The 16,966-nt window shown below is 72.1% G+C and carries 16 protein-coding genes; 9 read left to right on the top strand and 7 right to left on the bottom strand.

The window, feature by feature from the left end; all coding sequences use genetic code 11:
• Nucleotides 1–19 precede the first annotated feature (19 nt).
• Genes ABT294_RS45410 through ABT294_RS45400 form a run of 3 tightly spaced genes read right to left on the bottom strand, consistent with a single transcriptional unit; the run spans nucleotide 20 to nucleotide 2,773 of the window.
• Nucleotides 20–1,348 carry an aminopeptidase P family protein gene (locus ABT294_RS45410; RefSeq protein WP_350812721.1) on the bottom strand — a complete coding sequence of 443 codons (1,329 nt, stop codon included), beginning with the start codon at nucleotides 1,346–1,348 and terminating at the stop codon, nucleotides 20–22.
• Nucleotides 1,341–2,621 (bottom strand): alpha/beta fold hydrolase, encoded by a 1,281-nt coding sequence (locus ABT294_RS45405; RefSeq protein ID WP_350812720.1) that lies wholly within the window; start codon nucleotides 2,619–2,621, stop codon nucleotides 1,341–1,343. The genes ABT294_RS45410 and ABT294_RS45405 overlap by 8 nt, the downstream gene beginning before the upstream one ends.
• Nucleotides 2,618–2,773, bottom strand: a complete 156-nt coding sequence (locus ABT294_RS45400; RefSeq protein WP_350812719.1) for an ABC transporter ATP-binding protein — start codon at nucleotides 2,771–2,773, stop codon at nucleotides 2,618–2,620. The genes ABT294_RS45405 and ABT294_RS45400 overlap by 4 nt, the downstream gene beginning before the upstream one ends.
• A 434-nt stretch (nucleotides 2,774–3,207) precedes the next feature.
• On the opposite strand from ABT294_RS45400, the gene ABT294_RS45395 reads away from it, so the two are divergent.
• The 5 genes from ABT294_RS45395 (at nucleotide 3,208) to ABT294_RS45375 (ending at nucleotide 7,952) form a co-directional block, all read left to right on the top strand.
• Nucleotides 3,208–3,744: an NUDIX hydrolase family protein gene (locus tag ABT294_RS45395; protein WP_350812718.1), complete on the top strand. Its 537-nt coding sequence runs from the start codon at nucleotides 3,208–3,210 to the stop codon at nucleotides 3,742–3,744.
• 159 nt (nucleotides 3,745–3,903) lie between these two features.
• Complete coding sequence (locus tag ABT294_RS45390) at nucleotides 3,904–4,404, top strand: 2Fe-2S iron-sulfur cluster-binding protein (protein ID WP_350812717.1); 501 nt, start codon at nucleotides 3,904–3,906, stop codon at nucleotides 4,402–4,404.
• Complete coding sequence (locus ABT294_RS45385; RefSeq protein WP_350812716.1) at nucleotides 4,401–5,372, top strand: FAD binding domain-containing protein; 972 nt, start codon at nucleotides 4,401–4,403, stop codon at nucleotides 5,370–5,372. The genes ABT294_RS45390 and ABT294_RS45385 overlap by 4 nt, the downstream gene beginning before the upstream one ends.
• Entirely contained in the window at nucleotides 5,369–7,393 is a 2,025-nt protein-coding gene (locus ABT294_RS45380; protein ID WP_350812715.1) for a xanthine dehydrogenase family protein molybdopterin-binding subunit, read from the top strand. Before ABT294_RS45385 ends, ABT294_RS45380 begins: the two co-directional genes overlap by 4 nt.
• Before the next feature lie 82 nt (nucleotides 7,394–7,475).
• Nucleotides 7,476–7,952, top strand: coding sequence for a DUF6328 family protein (locus tag ABT294_RS45375; protein WP_350812714.1), 477 nt, complete (start codon nucleotides 7,476–7,478; stop codon nucleotides 7,950–7,952).
• A gap of 16 nt (nucleotides 7,953–7,968) precedes the next feature.
• Here the strand turns inward: ABT294_RS45375 and ABT294_RS45370 are convergent, their stop codons facing one another.
• Both ABT294_RS45370 and ABT294_RS45365 read right to left on the bottom strand, forming a co-directional pair.
• Nucleotides 7,969–9,447: an alpha/beta hydrolase gene (locus ABT294_RS45370; protein ID WP_350812713.1), complete on the bottom strand. Its 1,479-nt coding sequence runs from the start codon at nucleotides 9,445–9,447 to the stop codon at nucleotides 7,969–7,971.
• Nucleotides 9,448–9,561: 114 nt separating this feature from the next.
• Nucleotides 9,562–10,512, bottom strand: a complete 951-nt coding sequence (locus tag ABT294_RS45365; protein ID WP_350812712.1) for a carbohydrate kinase family protein — start codon at nucleotides 10,510–10,512, stop codon at nucleotides 9,562–9,564.
• A 149-nt stretch (nucleotides 10,513–10,661) separates the two neighbouring features.
• On the opposite strand from ABT294_RS45365, the gene ABT294_RS45360 reads away from it, so the two are divergent.
• The 4 genes from ABT294_RS45360 to ABT294_RS45345 are packed head-to-tail and all read left to right on the top strand — an operon-like array spanning nucleotide 10,662 to nucleotide 14,459.
• Nucleotides 10,662–11,642, top strand: coding sequence for a sugar ABC transporter substrate-binding protein (locus ABT294_RS45360; protein ID WP_350812711.1), 981 nt, complete (start codon nucleotides 10,662–10,664; stop codon nucleotides 11,640–11,642).
• A gap of 1 nt (nucleotide 11,643) precedes the next feature.
• Complete coding sequence (locus ABT294_RS45355; protein ID WP_350812710.1) at nucleotides 11,644–12,615, top strand: ABC transporter permease; 972 nt, start codon at nucleotides 11,644–11,646, stop codon at nucleotides 12,613–12,615.
• The gene (locus ABT294_RS45350) at nucleotides 12,612–13,424 is read left to right on the top strand and encodes an ATP-binding cassette domain-containing protein (RefSeq protein WP_350812709.1); all 813 of its coding nucleotides are present in this window, start codon (nucleotides 12,612–12,614) and stop codon (nucleotides 13,422–13,424) included. Before ABT294_RS45355 ends, ABT294_RS45350 begins: the two co-directional genes overlap by 4 nt.
• A gap of 21 nt (nucleotides 13,425–13,445) precedes the next feature.
• Nucleotides 13,446–14,459 carry a LacI family DNA-binding transcriptional regulator gene (locus ABT294_RS45345; protein WP_350812708.1) on the top strand — a complete coding sequence of 338 codons (1,014 nt, stop codon included), beginning with the start codon at nucleotides 13,446–13,448 and terminating at the stop codon, nucleotides 14,457–14,459.
• Nucleotides 14,460–14,517: 58 nt separating this feature from the next.
• Here ABT294_RS45345 and ABT294_RS45340 read toward each other — a convergent pair whose 3' ends face one another.
• Both ABT294_RS45340 and ABT294_RS45335 read right to left on the bottom strand, forming a co-directional pair.
• Complete coding sequence (locus ABT294_RS45340; RefSeq protein ID WP_350812707.1) at nucleotides 14,518–15,339, bottom strand: PIG-L family deacetylase; 822 nt, start codon at nucleotides 15,337–15,339, stop codon at nucleotides 14,518–14,520.
• A 39-nt stretch (nucleotides 15,340–15,378) separates the two neighbouring features.
• The gene (locus ABT294_RS45335; RefSeq protein ID WP_350812706.1) at nucleotides 15,379–16,770 is read right to left on the bottom strand and encodes a tetratricopeptide repeat protein; all 1,392 of its coding nucleotides are present in this window, start codon (nucleotides 16,768–16,770) and stop codon (nucleotides 15,379–15,381) included.
• Nucleotides 16,771–16,966 lie beyond the last annotated feature (196 nt).

Here is a 16,966-nt window from a genome sequence, read left to right as displayed (position 1 = left end):
GGGCCGTCGGCGGGTGTGGTCAGGCGGTCTTCATCCAGTGCTCGAGCCCGGTCGCGTCCAGGGGGAGCGCGGACGACAGGACCTCGGCGCCGTCAGGGGTGACGAGCAGGTCGTCCTCGATGCGGACGCCGACCCCGCGCAGCTCCGGCGGGACGGTGCGGTCGTGGGCGTGGAAGTACAGGCCGGGCTCCACGGTGAGCACCATGCCGGGGGCCATGACCGCGCCCTGGTAGGCCTCGTGGCTGGACCTGGCGCAGTCGTGCACGTCCAGGCCCAGGTGGTGGCCGATGCCGCAGATCAGGTAGCGGCGGTGGTGCTGGCCGCGGTCGGACAGCGCCTCGTCCACCGAGACCGGCAGCAGGCCCCAGTCGTCCAGGCCGTGGGCGATCACCTCCATGGCGGCGTGGTGGAAGTCGGTGAAACGGCGTCCGGGGCCCACCTGGGCGAGAGCCGCGCGGTGCGCCTTCTCCACCAGGTCGTGCACCTGGCGCTGGGCGGGGGAGAAGCTGCCCGAGGCGGGGAAGGTGCGGGTGACGTCGGCGGTGTAGTGGCTGCGCACCTCCACGCCCATGTCGAGCAGCAGCAGCTCGTCCGGCAGGACGGGTCCGTCGCAGCGGACCCAGTGCAGGGTCGGGGCGTGCTTGCCGCTGCCCACGATGGTGGCGTACCCGGGGCCGTTGCCGTGGGCCCTGGCGTAGCGGTCGAAGGTGCCCTGCAGCCAGCGCTCGCCCGCGCCCGACACGGCGGCGGGGATCTCCGCGACGACCGCGGCGAAGCCCTCGACGGTCCGGTCCACGGCCTGGCGGAGCTGGTCGACCTCCCACGCGTCCTTGATCATGCGCAGCTCGGCCAGGACCCGGCCCGCCTCCTCCGTCAGGGCCGGCGGGTCCGGCAGCTCGGCGAGCGGGCGCACGGAGATCCCCAGCGCCGACGACCAGTCGGCCAGGGAGGGCGCGGCGCCCACCCACAGCTCGCCGTAGGCGGCGTCGGCGAAGAAGCCCGGCTCGCCGGGGTGCGCGGGAACGGGCAGGTAGAGGGTCGCCTCGCCGTCGCGCACCGTGACCACGGCGTCCTCGGCCGTGCAGCCGGTGAGCCAGTAGAAGTCGCTGTCGGGACGGAAGTCGTAGGACGTGTCGTTGCTGCGCACCGGAGCGCGCCCCGCGGCCACCACGATCTCCTGGCCGGGCAGCGCGGCGGCGAGCCTGGCCCGGTGGGCGGCGGCGGCCTCGGCGGCGCCGGGCACGACGGGCGGGGTCCGGTCGGGGACGTCCCAGCCCTGGCCCATGTACTCCATGAACGCGGGGATCTCTGACAACTTCGGCAGCTTCGGCAGCTTGCCCTCACTCACCGGTGATTCCTCCTCCGATGTCACGTACGAGCTCGGTGAGCCTGGCGAAGACGCGCTCCTCGCCGATCCCGTCGTGCTCGTACTCGTTGGTGACCCATGTCTGGGCGTTGCCGATCCGGGCCGCGGTGTCCAGTTGCAGGCCCGCGTCGACGTACATGTCGTCGAAGTAGACGGCGGCGGCGAGCGGGACGTCGTTGGCCGCGAGCCGGTCCAGGTCGTACAGAGGCGGCCAGTCGGCCCGCTCGGCGAGCAGCTCGACGGCGGCGCGGAAGGGACGCAGGCCGCGGATCTCCTCGAACATCCAGGGATACATCATCTCCCCGGTGAACAGCAGCGGCCTGGACGTCTCGGCGAACCCCGGGTGACGCCCGCGCTCCCGCTCGGCGGCCCACGCGGTCGCGCCGGGGCCGGAGCCGTAGATGCTCTCCTGGAGCGCGGCGAAGAGCGGGTTGTCGCTGTAGGAGGAGCGGGCGAGCACCTGGTGCAGGAAGGTGTCGGTCAGGTGGTCGCCCTCGAACGCCTCGTCGAGCAGCCAGTGCATGCGCTCGTAGCCGGGCTTCATGCCGAAGTCGATGCCCAGCGACTGCAGCCGCCGCACGGTCAGCGTGTCGCCGTCGGGCAGCAGGACGTCGCCCTCGGCCAGCCGGTCGGCGAGTCTGCCGACCGTCTCCACGTGGTGCGGGTAGCGGCGGTAGAACCGCTCGTTCTTCGCCGCGACACGGGGATAGGTCCGCCGGTACACCTCGGACGCGTCCGGCTCCAGGGCGGGCAGGCCGCCTGCCACGTAACAGGCGCGCAGCCCCTGCGGCGCCTTCGACAGGTACGTCAGGGTCAGGAAGCCGCCGTAGCTCTGCCCCAGCGTCTCCCAGCGCCTGCCGCCGAAGACGTTCCTGCGCAGGTGCTCGGCGTCGGCGACGATCGAGTCGGCGCGGAAGCGGGCGAGGTGCTCGGCGCCCTGCTCGGGGGTGAGCGCGCTCATCCTGCGCCCGTCGATCCGGGTGCTGCGGCCGGTGCCGCGCTGGTCCATCAGGATCACCCGGTGGGTGCGCAGCGCCTGGCCGAGCCAGCCGGACGTGCCGACAGGCCGCGGGCCCTTGCCGCCAGGGCCGCCCTGGAGGTACAGCAGGCACGGCAGGTCCTCGTCGGCGCGGGCGGCGTCGGCCAGCTCGCGGGCGAACACCGTGATCGTGCCCGCGCCGGGGTCGGACCAGTCGAGCGGCACCTCCTCGACGTGGTCGCGCACCCGCATCCCGGGAATCGTGTACGTGGTCACCTGGTCGTCTCCTTCACGAACGCGACCCGCCTGCGGTCCCACTCGGGGTGGATGCGGGGGATCGCGGCCTGCAACGTGCGCGTGTACGGATCCTGCGGGTCGCCGAAGACCTGCTCGGACGGGCCGAGCTCGACGATCCTGCCCTTGCTCATCACGGCCACCCGCTGCGCCTGCCCGCCGGGGAACGTGGCCGGGTAGCGCAGGGAGCGGCCGGGGTTCAGCCCGACCCGCTCCTTGGCGTGCGCCCGCTTGGCTGTTCAATGGTGGCCCGGCTGTTCCTGCGCTGCCACTGATGGAGCAGACCGCTGGTGATGTGGGCTCCGGGCAGGGCTCTCACCGCCCCTGCGGACGCCCTGACGGCCCCTGGACGCGGCTTGACCTGCTCAGACGCCATCTGGCCTCCAAGTAATGTGTGGCATTGCACTGAACCCTAGGTGTCGGGGAGTCGAACTGCCAAGGGGGACAGGAAGGAAATCAGGACTGCGAACAGAACGTCATTAGCTTAAAGGTAGAAACCGGGACATTGGCGGACCTCTGCGGCCCTGTCGGTCAGACCACGAGCCGGGCCGGGAAGTACGATCGACCAATGACCGAAAAGACCGAAACCGTACCAGGCTGGCTCGCTCCGGAAGACCTGGAGTCGATGCGGGGACGGATGCCGATCCTCTACGTCGACGCCGTCCCCGTGCGGGTCGACGACACCGGCGTGGTGACGCACGTCGGCCTGCTGCTGCGGATCGCCTCAGACGGGACGGTCAGCCGGGCGCTGGTCTCCGGGCGGGTGCTGCACCACGAGCGGGTCCGCGACGCGCTGCTGCGCCACCTGGAGAAGGACCTCGGCCCCGTGGCGCTGCCCAACGTGCCGGTCTCGCCGCAGCCGTTCACCATCGCGGAGTACTTCCCGACGCCGGGCGTCACGCCGTACCACGACCCGCGCCAGCACGCCGTGTCGCTGGCCTACATCGTGCCGGTCGCGGGCGACTGCCGTCCCCGCCAGGACGCGCTCGACCTCGTCTGGTTCACGCCGGAGGAGGCGGCCTCGCCGATGGTGCAGCAGGAGATGGCGGGCGGGCAGGGCGTCCTGCTCAAACAGGCCCTCGCGCACGTCGGACGCCTGGTCTGAACCGCCCGCGCGCCTCGCAAGAGGCGCCTTCGCCCCCATCGGCGATCGCGTGATCACCGGTGCGGGCGACCGTCCTCTGATCGGCCAGGACTTGGCGACCGGCGAGGACTTGGCGATCGGCCGGGGTTGGCCGGACCGGGCGTCGGGTACGCGAGCGCCATGGCAGAGATCACCCTCCAGGTGAACGGCAAGGGGCGCACCCTGGGCGTCGACCCGCGCACGTCGCTGCTCGACCTGCTGCGCGAGCGGCTCGGGCTGACCGGCTCGAAGAAGGGCTGCGACCACGGCCAGTGCGGCGCGTGCACCGTCCTCATCGACGGGCGGCGGGCCAACTCCTGCCTGGCCCTGGCCGTGGCCCAGGACGGGCGCGACATCACCACGGTCGAGGGCCTGGCCGACGGCGAGCGGCTGCACCCGCTCCAGGAGGCCTTCATCGAGCACGACGCCTTCCAGTGCGGCTACTGCACCCCCGGCCAGCTCTGCTCGGCCGCCGGGATGCTGAGGGAGACCGGCCCCAGCTACGTCACCGAGGACCTCCTGGCCGACCCGGAGCTGACGGCCGAGGAGATCCGTGAGCGGATGAGCGGCAACCTGTGCCGGTGCGGCGCGTACGCCAACATCGTCAGCGCGATCAGCGCGGTCAGCGCGGTGAAGCCATGAGGCCGTTCGAGTACGCGCTGGCCACCAGCCCGGCGGACGCGGTCAGCCGCTACCAGCCGGGCACGATGTACCTGGGCGGCGGCACCAACCTGGTCGACCTGATGCGGCTGGGCGTGGCGGCACCCCAGTACCTGGTGGACGTGAGCAGGCTGCCGCTCGACACCGTCGAACCCGTGGGCGACCGGCTGCGCATCGGCGCGGCCGTCCGCAACAGCGACCTGGCCGCCCACCCGCTGGTGCGCGCGCGGTACCCGACGCTGGCCAGGTCGGTGCTGGCCGGCGCGTCGGGGCAGATCCGCAACCAGGCGACGGTCGCCGGCAACCTGCTGCAACGCACCCGCTGCCCGTACTTCCAGGACGTGTCCAAGGCGTGCAACAAGCGCGAGCCCGGCACCGGCTGCCCGGCGATCGAGGGCGACCACAGCAACCTGGCGGTCGTCGGGTACTCCGACGAGTGCGTGGCCACCCACCCCTCGGACATGGCGGTCGCGCTGACCGCTCTGGACGCCGAGGTGCACGTCACCGGGCCGCGCGGCGACCGGGTCATCCAGCTGCCCGGCCTGTACCGGCTGCCCGGCGGCGAGCCGCAGTTCGACACCGTCCTCGCCCCCGGCGACCTGATCACCGCCGTGGAGCTGCCGGAGCCGCCGCCCGGCGCGTCCGCCTACCGCAAGGTGCGCGAGCGGGCGTCGTTCGCGTTCGCGCTGGTGTCGATCGCCGCCGTGCTCGACGTCGGCGGCGACGGCGTCATCAGGGACTGCCGGATGGCGCTGGGCGGCCTCGCGCACATGCCGTGGCGGGCCGAGAGCGCCGAGGAGGAGCTGATCGGCGCCCCGGTGAGCGACGAGGCGTTCGCGCGGGCCGCCGAGGCCGAGCTGTACCGGGCCAGGCCGCTGCCGCGCAACGCCTACAAGGTGCCGCTGGCCCGCAGGCTCATCGTGCACACCCTCCGGGAGCTGGCCACATGAACCGCATCGAAGGCCGCGAGAAGGTCACCGGGCTGGCCACGTACGCCGCCGAGTATCCGGTCAAGGGGGTCGTGCACGCCTTCGCCGTCCAGGCGGGGATCGCCAAGGGCCGGGTGACGGACGTCGACGCGCGGGCGGCGCTCGCCAGGCCGGGCGTGCTGGCCGTGCTGTCCAGCGGGCACCCGCCGGAGCTGTCGCAGGACGCCGCCCCCGAGCTGGCGCTGTTCCAGCGTCCCGACGTCGCCTACCGGGGGCAGATCGTCGCCGCCGTCGTCGCCGAGACCCTGGAGCAGGCTCGCGCGGCCGCCCGCGACGTCCGCGTCCAGTACCGGGAGGACCGGCACGACGTGCGGCTGCGCGCCGACCATCCGGGCCTGTACCGGCCGGAGAAGGTCAACCCGGGCCTGCCGACCGACACCGTCAAGGGCGACGTGGAGGCCGGGCTCGCCGCGGCGGCCGCCACCGTGGACGTGACCTACACGACGCCGGTGCTGCACAACAACCCGATGGAGCCGCACGCCGCGCTGGCCGTGTGGTTCGAGGACGGCGGCCTGACGGTCTTCGACTCCACGCAGGGCGTCTCCGCCGACCGCGACACGATCGCCAGGACGCTGGGCCTCGCGCCCGAGCAGGTGCGGGTCGTCGCGCGGCACGTCGGCGGCGGCTTCGGCGCCAAGGGGACGACCCGCCCGCACGCCATCCTGGCCGCCCTGTGCGCGCGGGCCGTGGGCCGTCCGGTGAAGGTGTCGCTGACCAGGCAGCAGCTCTTCGACGTCACCGGCTACCGGACGCCGACGATCCAGCGGCTCAGGATCGGCGCGGACGCCGACGGCCGCCTCACCGCGCTCGACCACGAGGTGGCCGTGCAGAGCTCGACGCTGGTCGAGTTCGCCGAGCAGGCCGCCGCCCCCGCGCGCGTCATGTACGCCACGCCCGCGCTGCGCACCGCCCACCGCCTCGTCCGGCTGGACGTCGCCACCCCGTCGTGGATGCGCGCCCCCGGCGAATGCCCCGGCATGTACGCGCTGGAGTCCGCGATGGACGAGCTGGCCGTCGCCGCCGGGCTCGACCCGGTCGAGCTGCGCGTCCGCAACGAGCCCGAGGCCGAGCCCGACAGCGGCCTGCCGTTCAGCTCCCGCAACCTGGTGGCCTGCCTGCGCGAGGGGGCCTGTCTGTTCGGCTGGGAGCGCCGCGACCCCGCGCCGGGCGTCCGCCGCGAGGGACGCTGGCTGGTCGGCACCGGCGTCGCCGCCTCCACCTACCCGTCCAGACGCCTCCCCTCGCAGGCCACGGCCACCGCGGAGGACGACGACTTCGTGGTCCGGCTCGCCGCCGCCGACATCGGCACCGGAGCGCGCACCGCGCTCACCCGCATCGCGGCCGACGCCCTGGACGTCCCGCCCGAGCGGGTCCGGGTCGAGCTGGGCGACAGCGACCTGCCGGACGCGCCGCTCGCGGGCGGCTCGATGGGACTGGCCTCCTGGGGTTCGGCCGTCGTGGCGGCCTGCGAGGACCTGCGGCGCGACGGCAAGCAGGGCGAGGCCGACACCACCGCCGCCGTCAAGGCCGACGCCCGGCTCGCCAGGCACGCCTTCGGCGCCCAGTTCGCCGAGGTCCGGGTGGACGAGGACACCGGCGAGGTCCGCGTCTCGCACCTGCTCGGCGTCTTCGCCTGCGGCCGCATCGTGGACGCCGACCTGGCCCGCTCACAGTTCGTCGGCGGCATGACGATGGGCCTGGGCATGGCCCTCATGGAGCAGACGGTGACCGACGAGCGGTTCGGCGGCTTCGTCAACCGCGACCTCGCCCAGTACCACATCCCGGTCTGCGCGGACGTCGAGCGGATCGAGGCCGTCTGGCTGGACGAGCACGACGAGCGGCTCAATCCCATGGGGTCCAAGGGCATCGGCGAGATCGGCATCGTCGGCACCGCCGCCGCCATCGGCAACGCCGTGTACCACGCGACCGGCCGCCGCGTCCGCGACCTGCCCATCACCCCGGCCAAGCTGCTGGAACGGTGAGCGGCGGCGCCCGCCTGGTTTGAAAGCCGGCACCCGGATAGACGTACTCTCAGGAACCGATCTCGGGCGGGAGGCGACGCGCGTGGAGCAGGAGACGGAGAAGGAGCGGGCCGACCGCAACTTCGTGGAACTGCTGCAGAGCGCGCGGGTGGCCGTCACCGGGGTCCAGGTGCTGTTCGCGTTCCTGCTCACCGTCCCGTTCTCCAACGGCTTCCCCCGGCTGAGCGTGTGGGACCGGAGACTGTTCTACGTGGCGCTGGTAGGCGCGGCCGTCGCGTCCGTCTGCTACATCGCGCCGGCGGCGCAGCACCGCATCCTGTTCCGCCAGGGACGCAAGGAGACGCTGGTCATGCGGTCGAACCGGTACGCCATCGCGGGGGCGCTGGCGCTGACCGTCTCGATGACGGCGGCGACCATGCTGGTGGTGGACTACCTGTTCCACATCGCCGTGGCGGTCGCCACCGCCGCCGTCATCGCCCTGCTCGCCGTGTGGACGTGGTTCGTCCAACCGGCCCTCGACCGCCCCGACCGCGACGGCGGCGACGCGGAGGGCCGCTGATCGCGGCCCTCCCGGGTCAGATCTTCGGGCAGGTCGTTCCGTCCTTCGGCGGCACCCCGTCGATCAGGTAGTGGTCGATCGCCTCGTCGACGCAGGACGAGCCCGACCGGTACGCGGTGTGGCCGTCGCCGTCGAAGCTGAGCAGCACGCCCGAGGAGAGCTGCGACGCCATCGCCTGGGCCCACTTGTACGGCGTGGCCGGGTCGCGCGTGGTGCCGACCACCACGATCGGCGCAGCGCCCTTGGCGCGCAGCGGCTTGACGTTCGCCAGGCTCTTGACCGGCCAGTACAGGCACGGTGTCGGGCCGCCCGAGACGAAGGCGCCGAAGTGCGGCGCCAGCGACACGCTCTTGCGGGTCATCCGGGCGTAGCCGGCCGCCGTGCCGGGGTAGGCGTGGTCGCGGCAGTTGATGGCGGTGTTCGCGTCGGTCTCGTTGCTGTAGCTGCCGTCGGTCTCACGCCCGTAGTACAGGTCGGCGAAGGCCAGCAGGATCGTGCCGTCGCCCTTGAAGGCCGCCGTGAGCGCCTGCCGCAGGTACGGCCAGGCGTCGCGCTGGTAGAGCGGCATCAGCGTCCCGGTCACCGCCAGCGCCTCGGTGAGCTTCCTGTCGTCGCGCCTGTTGCTCAGCGGGGTCGAGTCGGCCCGCTTGAACAGCGCGTCGAGCTTGGCGAACGACGCGCCGACCTCGTGCGTGGGGAAGGGGCAGTCCTTCTGCTCGAAGCAGTCGCGCAGGAACGCGGTGAAGGCCACCTCGAAGCCGCGCGACTGCTGGGAGTTGATCTGCGCCATGGTCAGCGTGGGGTCCAGGGCGCCGTCGAGGACGAGGGCGCGCACCTTGGAGGGGAACAGGTCGGCGTAGGTGGCGCCCAGGTAGGTGCCGTACGACTTGCCGAGGTAGGTGAGCTTCTTGTCGCCGAGGGCGGCGCGCATGACGTCCATGTCGCGGGCGGCGTCGGCGGTGCCGACGTGCGCGAGCAGCTTGCCCGACTTGGCCTGGCAGCCCTTGGCGTACGCCCGCGACGCCTCCTGGAGCTTCTTGGCCTCGGCGGCGGAGTCGGGCGTCGGGTCGAGGGCGACGTAGGCGTCCGTCTGCGGGCCGGTCAGGCAGCGCACGGGGGTGGACTTGCCGACCCCGCGCGGGTCGAAGCCGACGACGTCGAAGCGGGCCCGGACGTCGTCCGACACCTGCGTCTTGGCCTGCTTGGCGTAGTCGATGCCGGACCCGCCGGGGCCGCCGGGGTTGACCACGATCGAGCCGATCCGCTGGCCGGTCGCGGGGAGGCGGATCAGGGCCAGCTCGATCCGCTCGCCCGCCGGTTTCGCGTAGTCGAGCGGGACCTTCAGCTTGGCGCACTGGAAGCCGCCGCCGCAGTCGGACCAGGCGGGCCGCTGATTGTAGAAGGACGTGAGCGGGTCCTGCTGCGGCCCGGTGGTGAAACCCGAGACGAGCAGGCCGATCACGACCGGCGAGAAGATCCGCAATAAACGTCCCATGTACGTGTCCTGTCCTGGTCGGTTACTGGTGTCGATTATCGGGCCACTGCGGTTGCTTCCGCCTTTAATCGCGCTTGCCCGATCCGCCGCCGCGCTGCGCGCCTGCCTCGAGCGTCACGCGCCGTCCGCCAGGTGGTCGGCGTTGAGGTCGGTGAGCTGGTGCGCCCAGGGCGGGTTGGCGCCGGCGACCGCGCAGGTCATGGCCGCCACCTGGGCCGCGAACGCCGCCGCCTCGGTGGCCGTGTCAAGATCGAGGCCGTCCAGGCGTCCCCCCAGGAGGCCGCGCGCGGACAGGTGGTGCAGCAGCCCGGCCGTGAACGCGTCGCCCGCGCCGACCGTGTCCACCACCCGCACGCGCGGCGCGCCGACCGTCGCCCGCGCCCCCTCCAGGGAGACCAGGGCTCCGGACGCGCCCCGGGTTACCACGATCAGCCGGGCCCCGGCGGCGTGCCAGGCGTCGCAGGCGCGCTCCACCGGCTCGCCCGGCAGGAGGAAGGCCAGGTCGTCCTCGCTGAGCTTGAGGATGTCGGCGATGCCGCACCAGCGCGTCACCTGGTAGGCCTCGCGCGCCGCCAGGCTGGGCCGGACGTTGGGGTCGATGGAGACCGTCGCCTGCCCGGCCGCGGCTGCGGCGAAGGACTCCACCACGTCCCGTCCCGGCTCGCGTACCAGCGCCAGCGAGCCGGTGTGCAGGCAGGACGCGCCGCCGAGCCCCGTCAGCTCGTCCGGGGACCACTGCCAGTCGGCGGTGCCCTCGGCGTGGAAGCTGTAGGCGGCCTGGCCCTGACCGTCCAGCGCCGCGACCGCGAGCGTGCTGGGCTCGGCCGCCCGCACGCTCGCCGACAGGTCCACGCCGGAGGCGGCGAGGTGGTCGCGGAACAGGTCGCCGAACACGTCGCCCGACAGGCGGCCGAGGAACCGGGTGGGGGTGCCGAGGCGCGCCAGGGCCACCGCCGTGTTCGCGGGACCGCCCCCCGGCAGCACCCGCAGCGCCAGCTCCGTGAGCTCGCCGGGACGCCGGTCGGCGAAGGCGTCCGCGACGCACTCGCCCAGGACAGCGATCATCGGGCCCTGCCTCTCTGGCTCGTTGCCCATTTGTTACGACATGAAGGCATTGACGTTTCTCGGATGGGAGTTCATCATCGCAGCACGGCCGATGTCAACGATGACATATGTCAACGATGACATCGAATCTCCGCTGATAGGAAGCGTCCATGATTGCAAGGATCTCGGCCGGTTTGCTGGCCGTTGCGCTGCTCGCCACCGGATGCGGCGCGAGCGGTCAGCAGCCGTCCTCCACCCCCAAAGTCGGACTGATCACCAAGACGGAGACCAACCCGTTCTTCGTGAAGATGAAGGAAGGCGCGCAGAAGGCGGCCCAGGCGTCCGGCGCCGAGCTGATGACCGCCGCAGGCAAGTTCGACGGCGACAACGCCGCCCAGATCACCGCGATCGAGAACATGGTCGCCGCCGGAGTGAAGGGCATCCTCATCACGCCGAGCGACACCAAGGCGATCGTCCCGGCGATCAAGAAGGCCAGGGACGCCGGCGTCATGGTGATCGCCCTGGACACCCCCACGGACCCGCAGGACGCCACCGACGCGCTGTTCGCCACCGACAACCTCAAGGCGGGCGAGCTCATCGGCCAGTACGCCAAGGCCGCGATGGCCGGCAAACCCGCCAAGATCGCCACCCTCGACCTCGCGCCCGGCATCACCGTCGGGCAGCTGCGCCACGACGGCTTCCTCAAGGGGTACGGCATCGCCGAGGGCGACCCGTCCATCGTCTGCTCCCAGGACACCCGCGGCGACCAGTCCAAGGGCCAGACCGCGATGGAGAACTGCCTGCAGAAGGCCCCCGACATCAACCTCGTCTACACCATCAACGAGCCCGCCGCCCTGGGCGCGTACACCGCGCTGAAGGCCAAGGGCCGCGAGAAGGACACCCTGATCGTCTCCGTGGACGGCGGATGCACCGGCGTCAAGGCGGTGCAGAGCGGGCAGATCGCCGCCACCTCGCAGCAGTACCCGCTGAAGATGGCCGAGGACGGCGTCAAGGCCGTGGCCGAGTTCGCCATGAAGGGCAAGAAGGCCTCGGGCTACACCGACACCGGCGTCACCCTGGTCACCGACAAGCCGGCCACCGGCGTCGAGGCCAAGGACACCGCCTTCGGCCTGGCCAACTGCTGGGGCTGAGATGGCCGTCATCGAAGCGGCACTACCGCGCCGGATCCTCACCACGCCAGTCGCCGGCCCCTTCATCGCGCTGGTGCTGGCGTGCGCGTTCTTCGCCCTCAGAACCGACCAGTTCCTCACCGGCGGCAACTTCTCGCTGATCATCCAGCAGGTCATGGTCGTCGGGACGCTCGCCATCGGCCAGACGCTGATCATCCTCACGGCGGGCATCGACCTGTCCAACGGCGCGATCATGGCGTTCGGCGGCATCGTGATGACCAAGCTGGCCGTGACCGGCGAGCTGCCGCCCCCGCTCGCGATCGCCGCCGGGCTCGCCGCGTGCGCCGCGTTCGGGCTGGTCAACGGGCTGCTGGTGACGCGGATCTCGCTGCCGCCGTTCATCGTCACGCTCGGCATGCTGAACGTGGTGTTCGCGCTGACCCACATCTACTCGCAGGAGCAGACCGTCACCCAGCTCCCGGACCTGCTGACCTTCCTGGGCCGGACGTTCCAGGTCGGGCAGACCAACGTCACCTACGGGTCGCTGCTGACGATCCTGCTGTTCCTGCTCTTCGCCTACCTGCTCGGCCAGACCGCCTGGGGACGCCACGTCTACGCGCTGGGCAACAGCCCCGAGGTGGCGCGGCTGACCGGCATCCGCACCCGGCGGCTGACCATCGGCGTCTACACCCTCGCCGGATTCGTCTACGGCGTCGCGGCCCTGCTGCTGGTCTCCAGGACCGGCGTCGGCGACCCGCAGGCGGGCCAGACCGACAACCTCGACAGCATCACCGCCGTCGTACTCGGCGGCACCAGCCTGTTCGGCGGGCGCGGCCTGGTGCTTGGGACGCTGATCGGCGCGCTCATCGTCGGGGTGTTCCGCAACGGCCTGCAACTCATGGGCGTGCAGTCGATCTACCAGACGCTCATCACCGGCATCCTGGTGATCCTCGCCGTGGCCGTCGACCAGCTCTCCCGCAGGAGGAACCGATGACGACCCCCGTCCTCCAGGCGCGCGGCCTGGTCAAGCGCTACGGCCACGTGACCGCGCTGGACGGCGCCGACTTCGATCTGATGCCCGGCGAGGTGCTCGCCGTCATCGGCGACAACGGCGCGGGCAAGTCCACCCTGATCAAGGCCCTGACGGGCGCGATCCAGCCGGACTCCGGCGAGATCATGCTCGGCGGCGAGCCCGTCCGCCTGCGCAGCCCGCTGGACGCGCGCAGGCACGGCATCGAGACTGTCTACCAGGACCTGGCCGTCGCCGCCTCGCTCGACATCGCGACCAACATGTTCCTCGGCAGGGAGATCCGCAAGCCCGGCCCGCTGGGCACGATCTTCCGGCTGCTGGACAAGAAGCGGATGCGCGCCGAGTCGGCCGAGCACATGGCCGCCCTGAAGATCGGCCTGCGCTCGCTCACCCAGCCGGTCGAGTCGCTGTCCGGCGGGCAGCGGCAGGGCGTGGCCGTGGCCAGGGCCGTCGCCTGGGCCTCGCACGTGGTCGTGATGGACGAGCCGACCGCCGCGCTCGGCGTCAAGGAGTCCGGCCAGGTGCTCGACATGATCAGACGGGTCCGCGACCGCGGCCTGCCCGTCGTGCTGATCAGCCACAACATGCCGCACGTGTTCGAGATCGCCGACCGCATCCACGTCCAGCGGCTCGGCCGCCGCGTCGCCCAGGTCAAGCCCGCCGACCACAGCATGGCCGAGGTCGTCGCCATCATGACCGGCGCCCTCCAGGTGTCGGACGGCAGGGCGGTGGTGGCCGACAAGAGCGCGGCGAAGGCGATCGGCCTGTCCTGACGAGCCACTAGCATGGTCGAAATGCGGCGTCCCACCATGGCAGACGTGGCCCGTGAAGTGGGGGTCACGGCCAAGACCGTCTCGCGGGTGCTCAACGACGAAGGCCCCGTCGCGGCGGAGACGCGCGAACGCGTCATGCAGGCGGTGCGCAAGCTGGGCTACCAGCCGAACCTGATGGCCCGCAACATGCGTGTCGGGGCCCGTGACGCCGCGATCGGCCTGGTCATCCCCGAGATGGGCAACCCGTTCTTCGGCACGCTCGCGGGCGGCATCGAGAACACGGTCAGGGCCCGCGGGCTGACCCTGATCGTCGGCTCGTCCAGCGAGACGGCCGAGCTGGAGCAGTCGCTGATCGCCGCGTTCCTGGCGCGCAGGGTCAGCGCCCTCATGGTGGTGCCGTCGGCGGCCGGCGACCACCGCCACCTGCGCGGCGAGCGGGCGGCGGGCCTGCCGATCGTCTTCCTCGACCGGCCCGCCGTGGGGCTGACCGCCGACAGCGTGGTCAGCGCCAACCGCGAGGGCGCCGCGGCCGGGGTCGGCCACCTGATCGGGCACGGGCACCGCAGGGTCGGTTTCGTCGGCGACCTGCCCGCCACCCTCTACACCCGCCGCGAACGCTTCCAGGGCTACCGCGACGCGCTGGAACGATCCGGGCTCCCGTTCGACCGCGCGCTCGTGGAGAGCGGCCACGACCAGGAGGCGGCCAGCGCCGCCACGCTCCGCCTGCTGGCCCTCGACGACCCGCCGACCGCGCTGTTCGCCGCCAACAACCTCGCCTCGATGGGCGTGGTGGTGGCGCTCGCCCGCGCGGGCCGCAAGGACGTGGCCGTCGTCGGCTACGACGACCTGCCGCTGGCCGAGGTGCTCGACCCGCCGCTGACCGTCGTCGCCCAGGACCCGGCCGCGATCGGCGGCGCCGCGGCCGACCTCGTCCTGGCCCGCCTGGACGGCGACCGGTCGAAGGCACGCCGGACCCTGGTGCCGACGCGCCTGATCGTGCGCGGCTCGGGCGAACTGCCCCCGCCCAGACCGTGATCGGGGCGGCGGCTCGCGTGGCCCGTCGCCCGCCGGGAACCGGCTCGGGGCCGATCGCTCAGCGCAGGCCGGCGAACAGGTCGTCCTCGTGGTCGGGCGCCTCGACCTTGCTCGACACCCGGGTGAACGCCTCGTGCGAGAACACCTGGTGCTGGGCCTCCTCGGGCATGCGGAGCAGGAAGATGTTCTCGCCCTGGCTCTCGTGCGCCTGCAGCGCCTTCAGCTTGCGCTCCACGTACGGCGAGACGTCGATCGTGGACGTGACCAGCTCGTCGGGGGTGCCGAAGTCGTCGGACGGCTCGAAGTCGCCGAAGTCGACGCCGCTGGCCCGCATGGCCTCGAACATCTGCTTGATACCGGAGCGGGGGATGGCCGTGTAGTAGAACTTGGCCGGGATGCCGGACGTCTCGGCCGCCGCGACCGCCACCCGGTGCGCCTGGACGTGGTCGGGGTGGCCGTAGCCGCCACCGCCCGTCTCGTCGTAGGTGACCACGACATCCGGCCGGTAGTGCTCCATCAGCGCGACGAGCTTCGCGGCGGCCGTCTCGACCGGAACGTTGGCGAACGCGTCGCCGTGCTCGTTCCCCTCCCAGCCGTCCATGCCGGAGTCGCGGTAGCCGAGCAGCTCCAGGTGGTCGATGCCCAGGTGGGCGACCGACTCGCGCAGCTCCTCCAGGCGTTGGCGGGCCACCGCCTCGTCGTCGTGGCCGGGGTCGCCGGGCTTGACCCCGCCAGGGCCGTCGCCCTGCTCCCCGTTGGTGCAGGTGACCAGGACCGTGCGGATGCCCTCGTCGGAGTAGCGCGCGAGGATGCCGCCGGTGCTGATGACCTCGTCGTCGGGGTGCGCGTGCACCGCCATCAGGGTGAGTTGCCGATCCATGGGGCGAGAGCCTACTCGCAGGCACCGACAGAATCCGGATCAGGTCCGCCGTACCAGTTCCTCCGCGCGGAGGCGGGCCGCTGCGGCCGCGGCGCGGTCGCCGAGCTGTTCCGCCAGCGCGCCCTGCTTGAGCCAGTTGAACGGGCTGCACGGCCGGACGTTGATCCGCTCGCTCACCAGCACCCGCGCCAGGTCGAGGCGCCCGCCGCGCAGCGTCGCCTCCAGCAGCGTCTTCTGGACGGCATCGCGCTGCGCGTGGCTGCCCCCGAACTCGTTGACGCGGTGCCTGATCGGGTAGAGCAGGTCCACCGCCGCGTCGTAGTCGGCCTTGCCGAACGCCACCAGCGCCCTGCACACCGGCAGCCCCACCCTCGCCGTCATGGCCTGGTTGGTGACACCCGGACGCGGCTCCGCCAGGTACGCCTCCCGGCCTCGGATCAGCTCCTCGGCGTCCTGGAAACGTCCCGCGCCCACGTACGACATGACGGCGTGCATGTCGTTGAAGGCGTAGAACGGCTCGGCCACCCTGACCGGCCAGGCGTCGGCCAGCGCCCGCCACCGCTTCTCCTCGGGCGAGCCCTCGAGGAGCAACCGCCACAGCAGCGCGGCGGCGTCCAGCAGCTCCATGGACGACTGCCCGCCCGCCAGCACCGCGTCATAGATGGCCAGGGCCCTGGCGGCGTCGCCCGACTCCAGCGCGTACAGCGAGTAGTGCCACCAGTTGTGCACGTTGAAGAACGTGCCGGTGGACCAGTCGTCGAGCCTGGCGTCCAGGTAGCGGACGCCGTCGCCGAACCTGCCCTGCATCTCGTAGGTGTGCACCACCGCGTGGATGCCCCACACGTCGCGCGCGTTCAGCTCGACCGCGCGCAGCCCCACCTCCTCAGACCTGTCGTAGTGGCCCGCCTCCTCCAGCCCGAACGCGTACATACCGAGGACATGGCCGACGTGCCTGTCGTCGTCGTGCCAGGCGTTGAGCGCGCCGCCGATCCTGTCGCGCAGCGACCGCGCGTCGCCGGTGAAGAAGTCCACCTGGTGGCCGGCCGCGAGGGCGAGCGCGTCGCGAGGGTGCTCCTCGGTGATCCTGCCGAGCAGCGCGCCGCAGGTCAGGAAGTCGCCGTCGAGCAGCGCCTGGACGGCCTCGACGTGGGCGCGCTCGCGGGGGAGCAGCGACGGGTGGTCGATCCTGGCACGCCAGGCGGCGAAGCGCTGCCGGGCGGCGCGCGCGTCGTCCGCCTCGGTGGTGAGCAGCCCCAGGTAGGCGGCCAGCACCTGGCCCATCGGGAAGTCCGGCGAGTCGGCCAGCGCCGCCGCCGACTCGGCGTCGACCTCGACGCGGAAGTGGAGCAGCTCGTCGATCGCCTGGTCGTAATGGCGGACGGCGGCACGGCTCGCGCCACTCATGGCCAGTCCGTGCTGGTCGATGGTCACCGCACCAATATAGCTATCTATTCGGTAGGAAATGCCGGTTGGCGCTGCTCTTGGGCGTCGCGTGGCGGAGGAAACGGCGGGCCGGGCTGTTCAGGGGCGATTCGCTCCGTGTGGCGTTCCTGGGACGTCCGGGGCTCTGTCCGGAATCGCGGGTCAGAAGATCCACGATGAGGGCGCACGGTGATGATAGCGTCAC

This window comes from Nonomuraea sp. NPDC000554 (assembly GCF_040300065.1).
Classification (GTDB): domain Bacteria; phylum Actinomycetota; class Actinomycetes; order Streptosporangiales; family Streptosporangiaceae; genus Nonomuraea.
The sequence above is the reverse complement of the archived record's forward strand: the minus strand, read 5'-3'. Positions and strand labels throughout refer to the sequence as shown.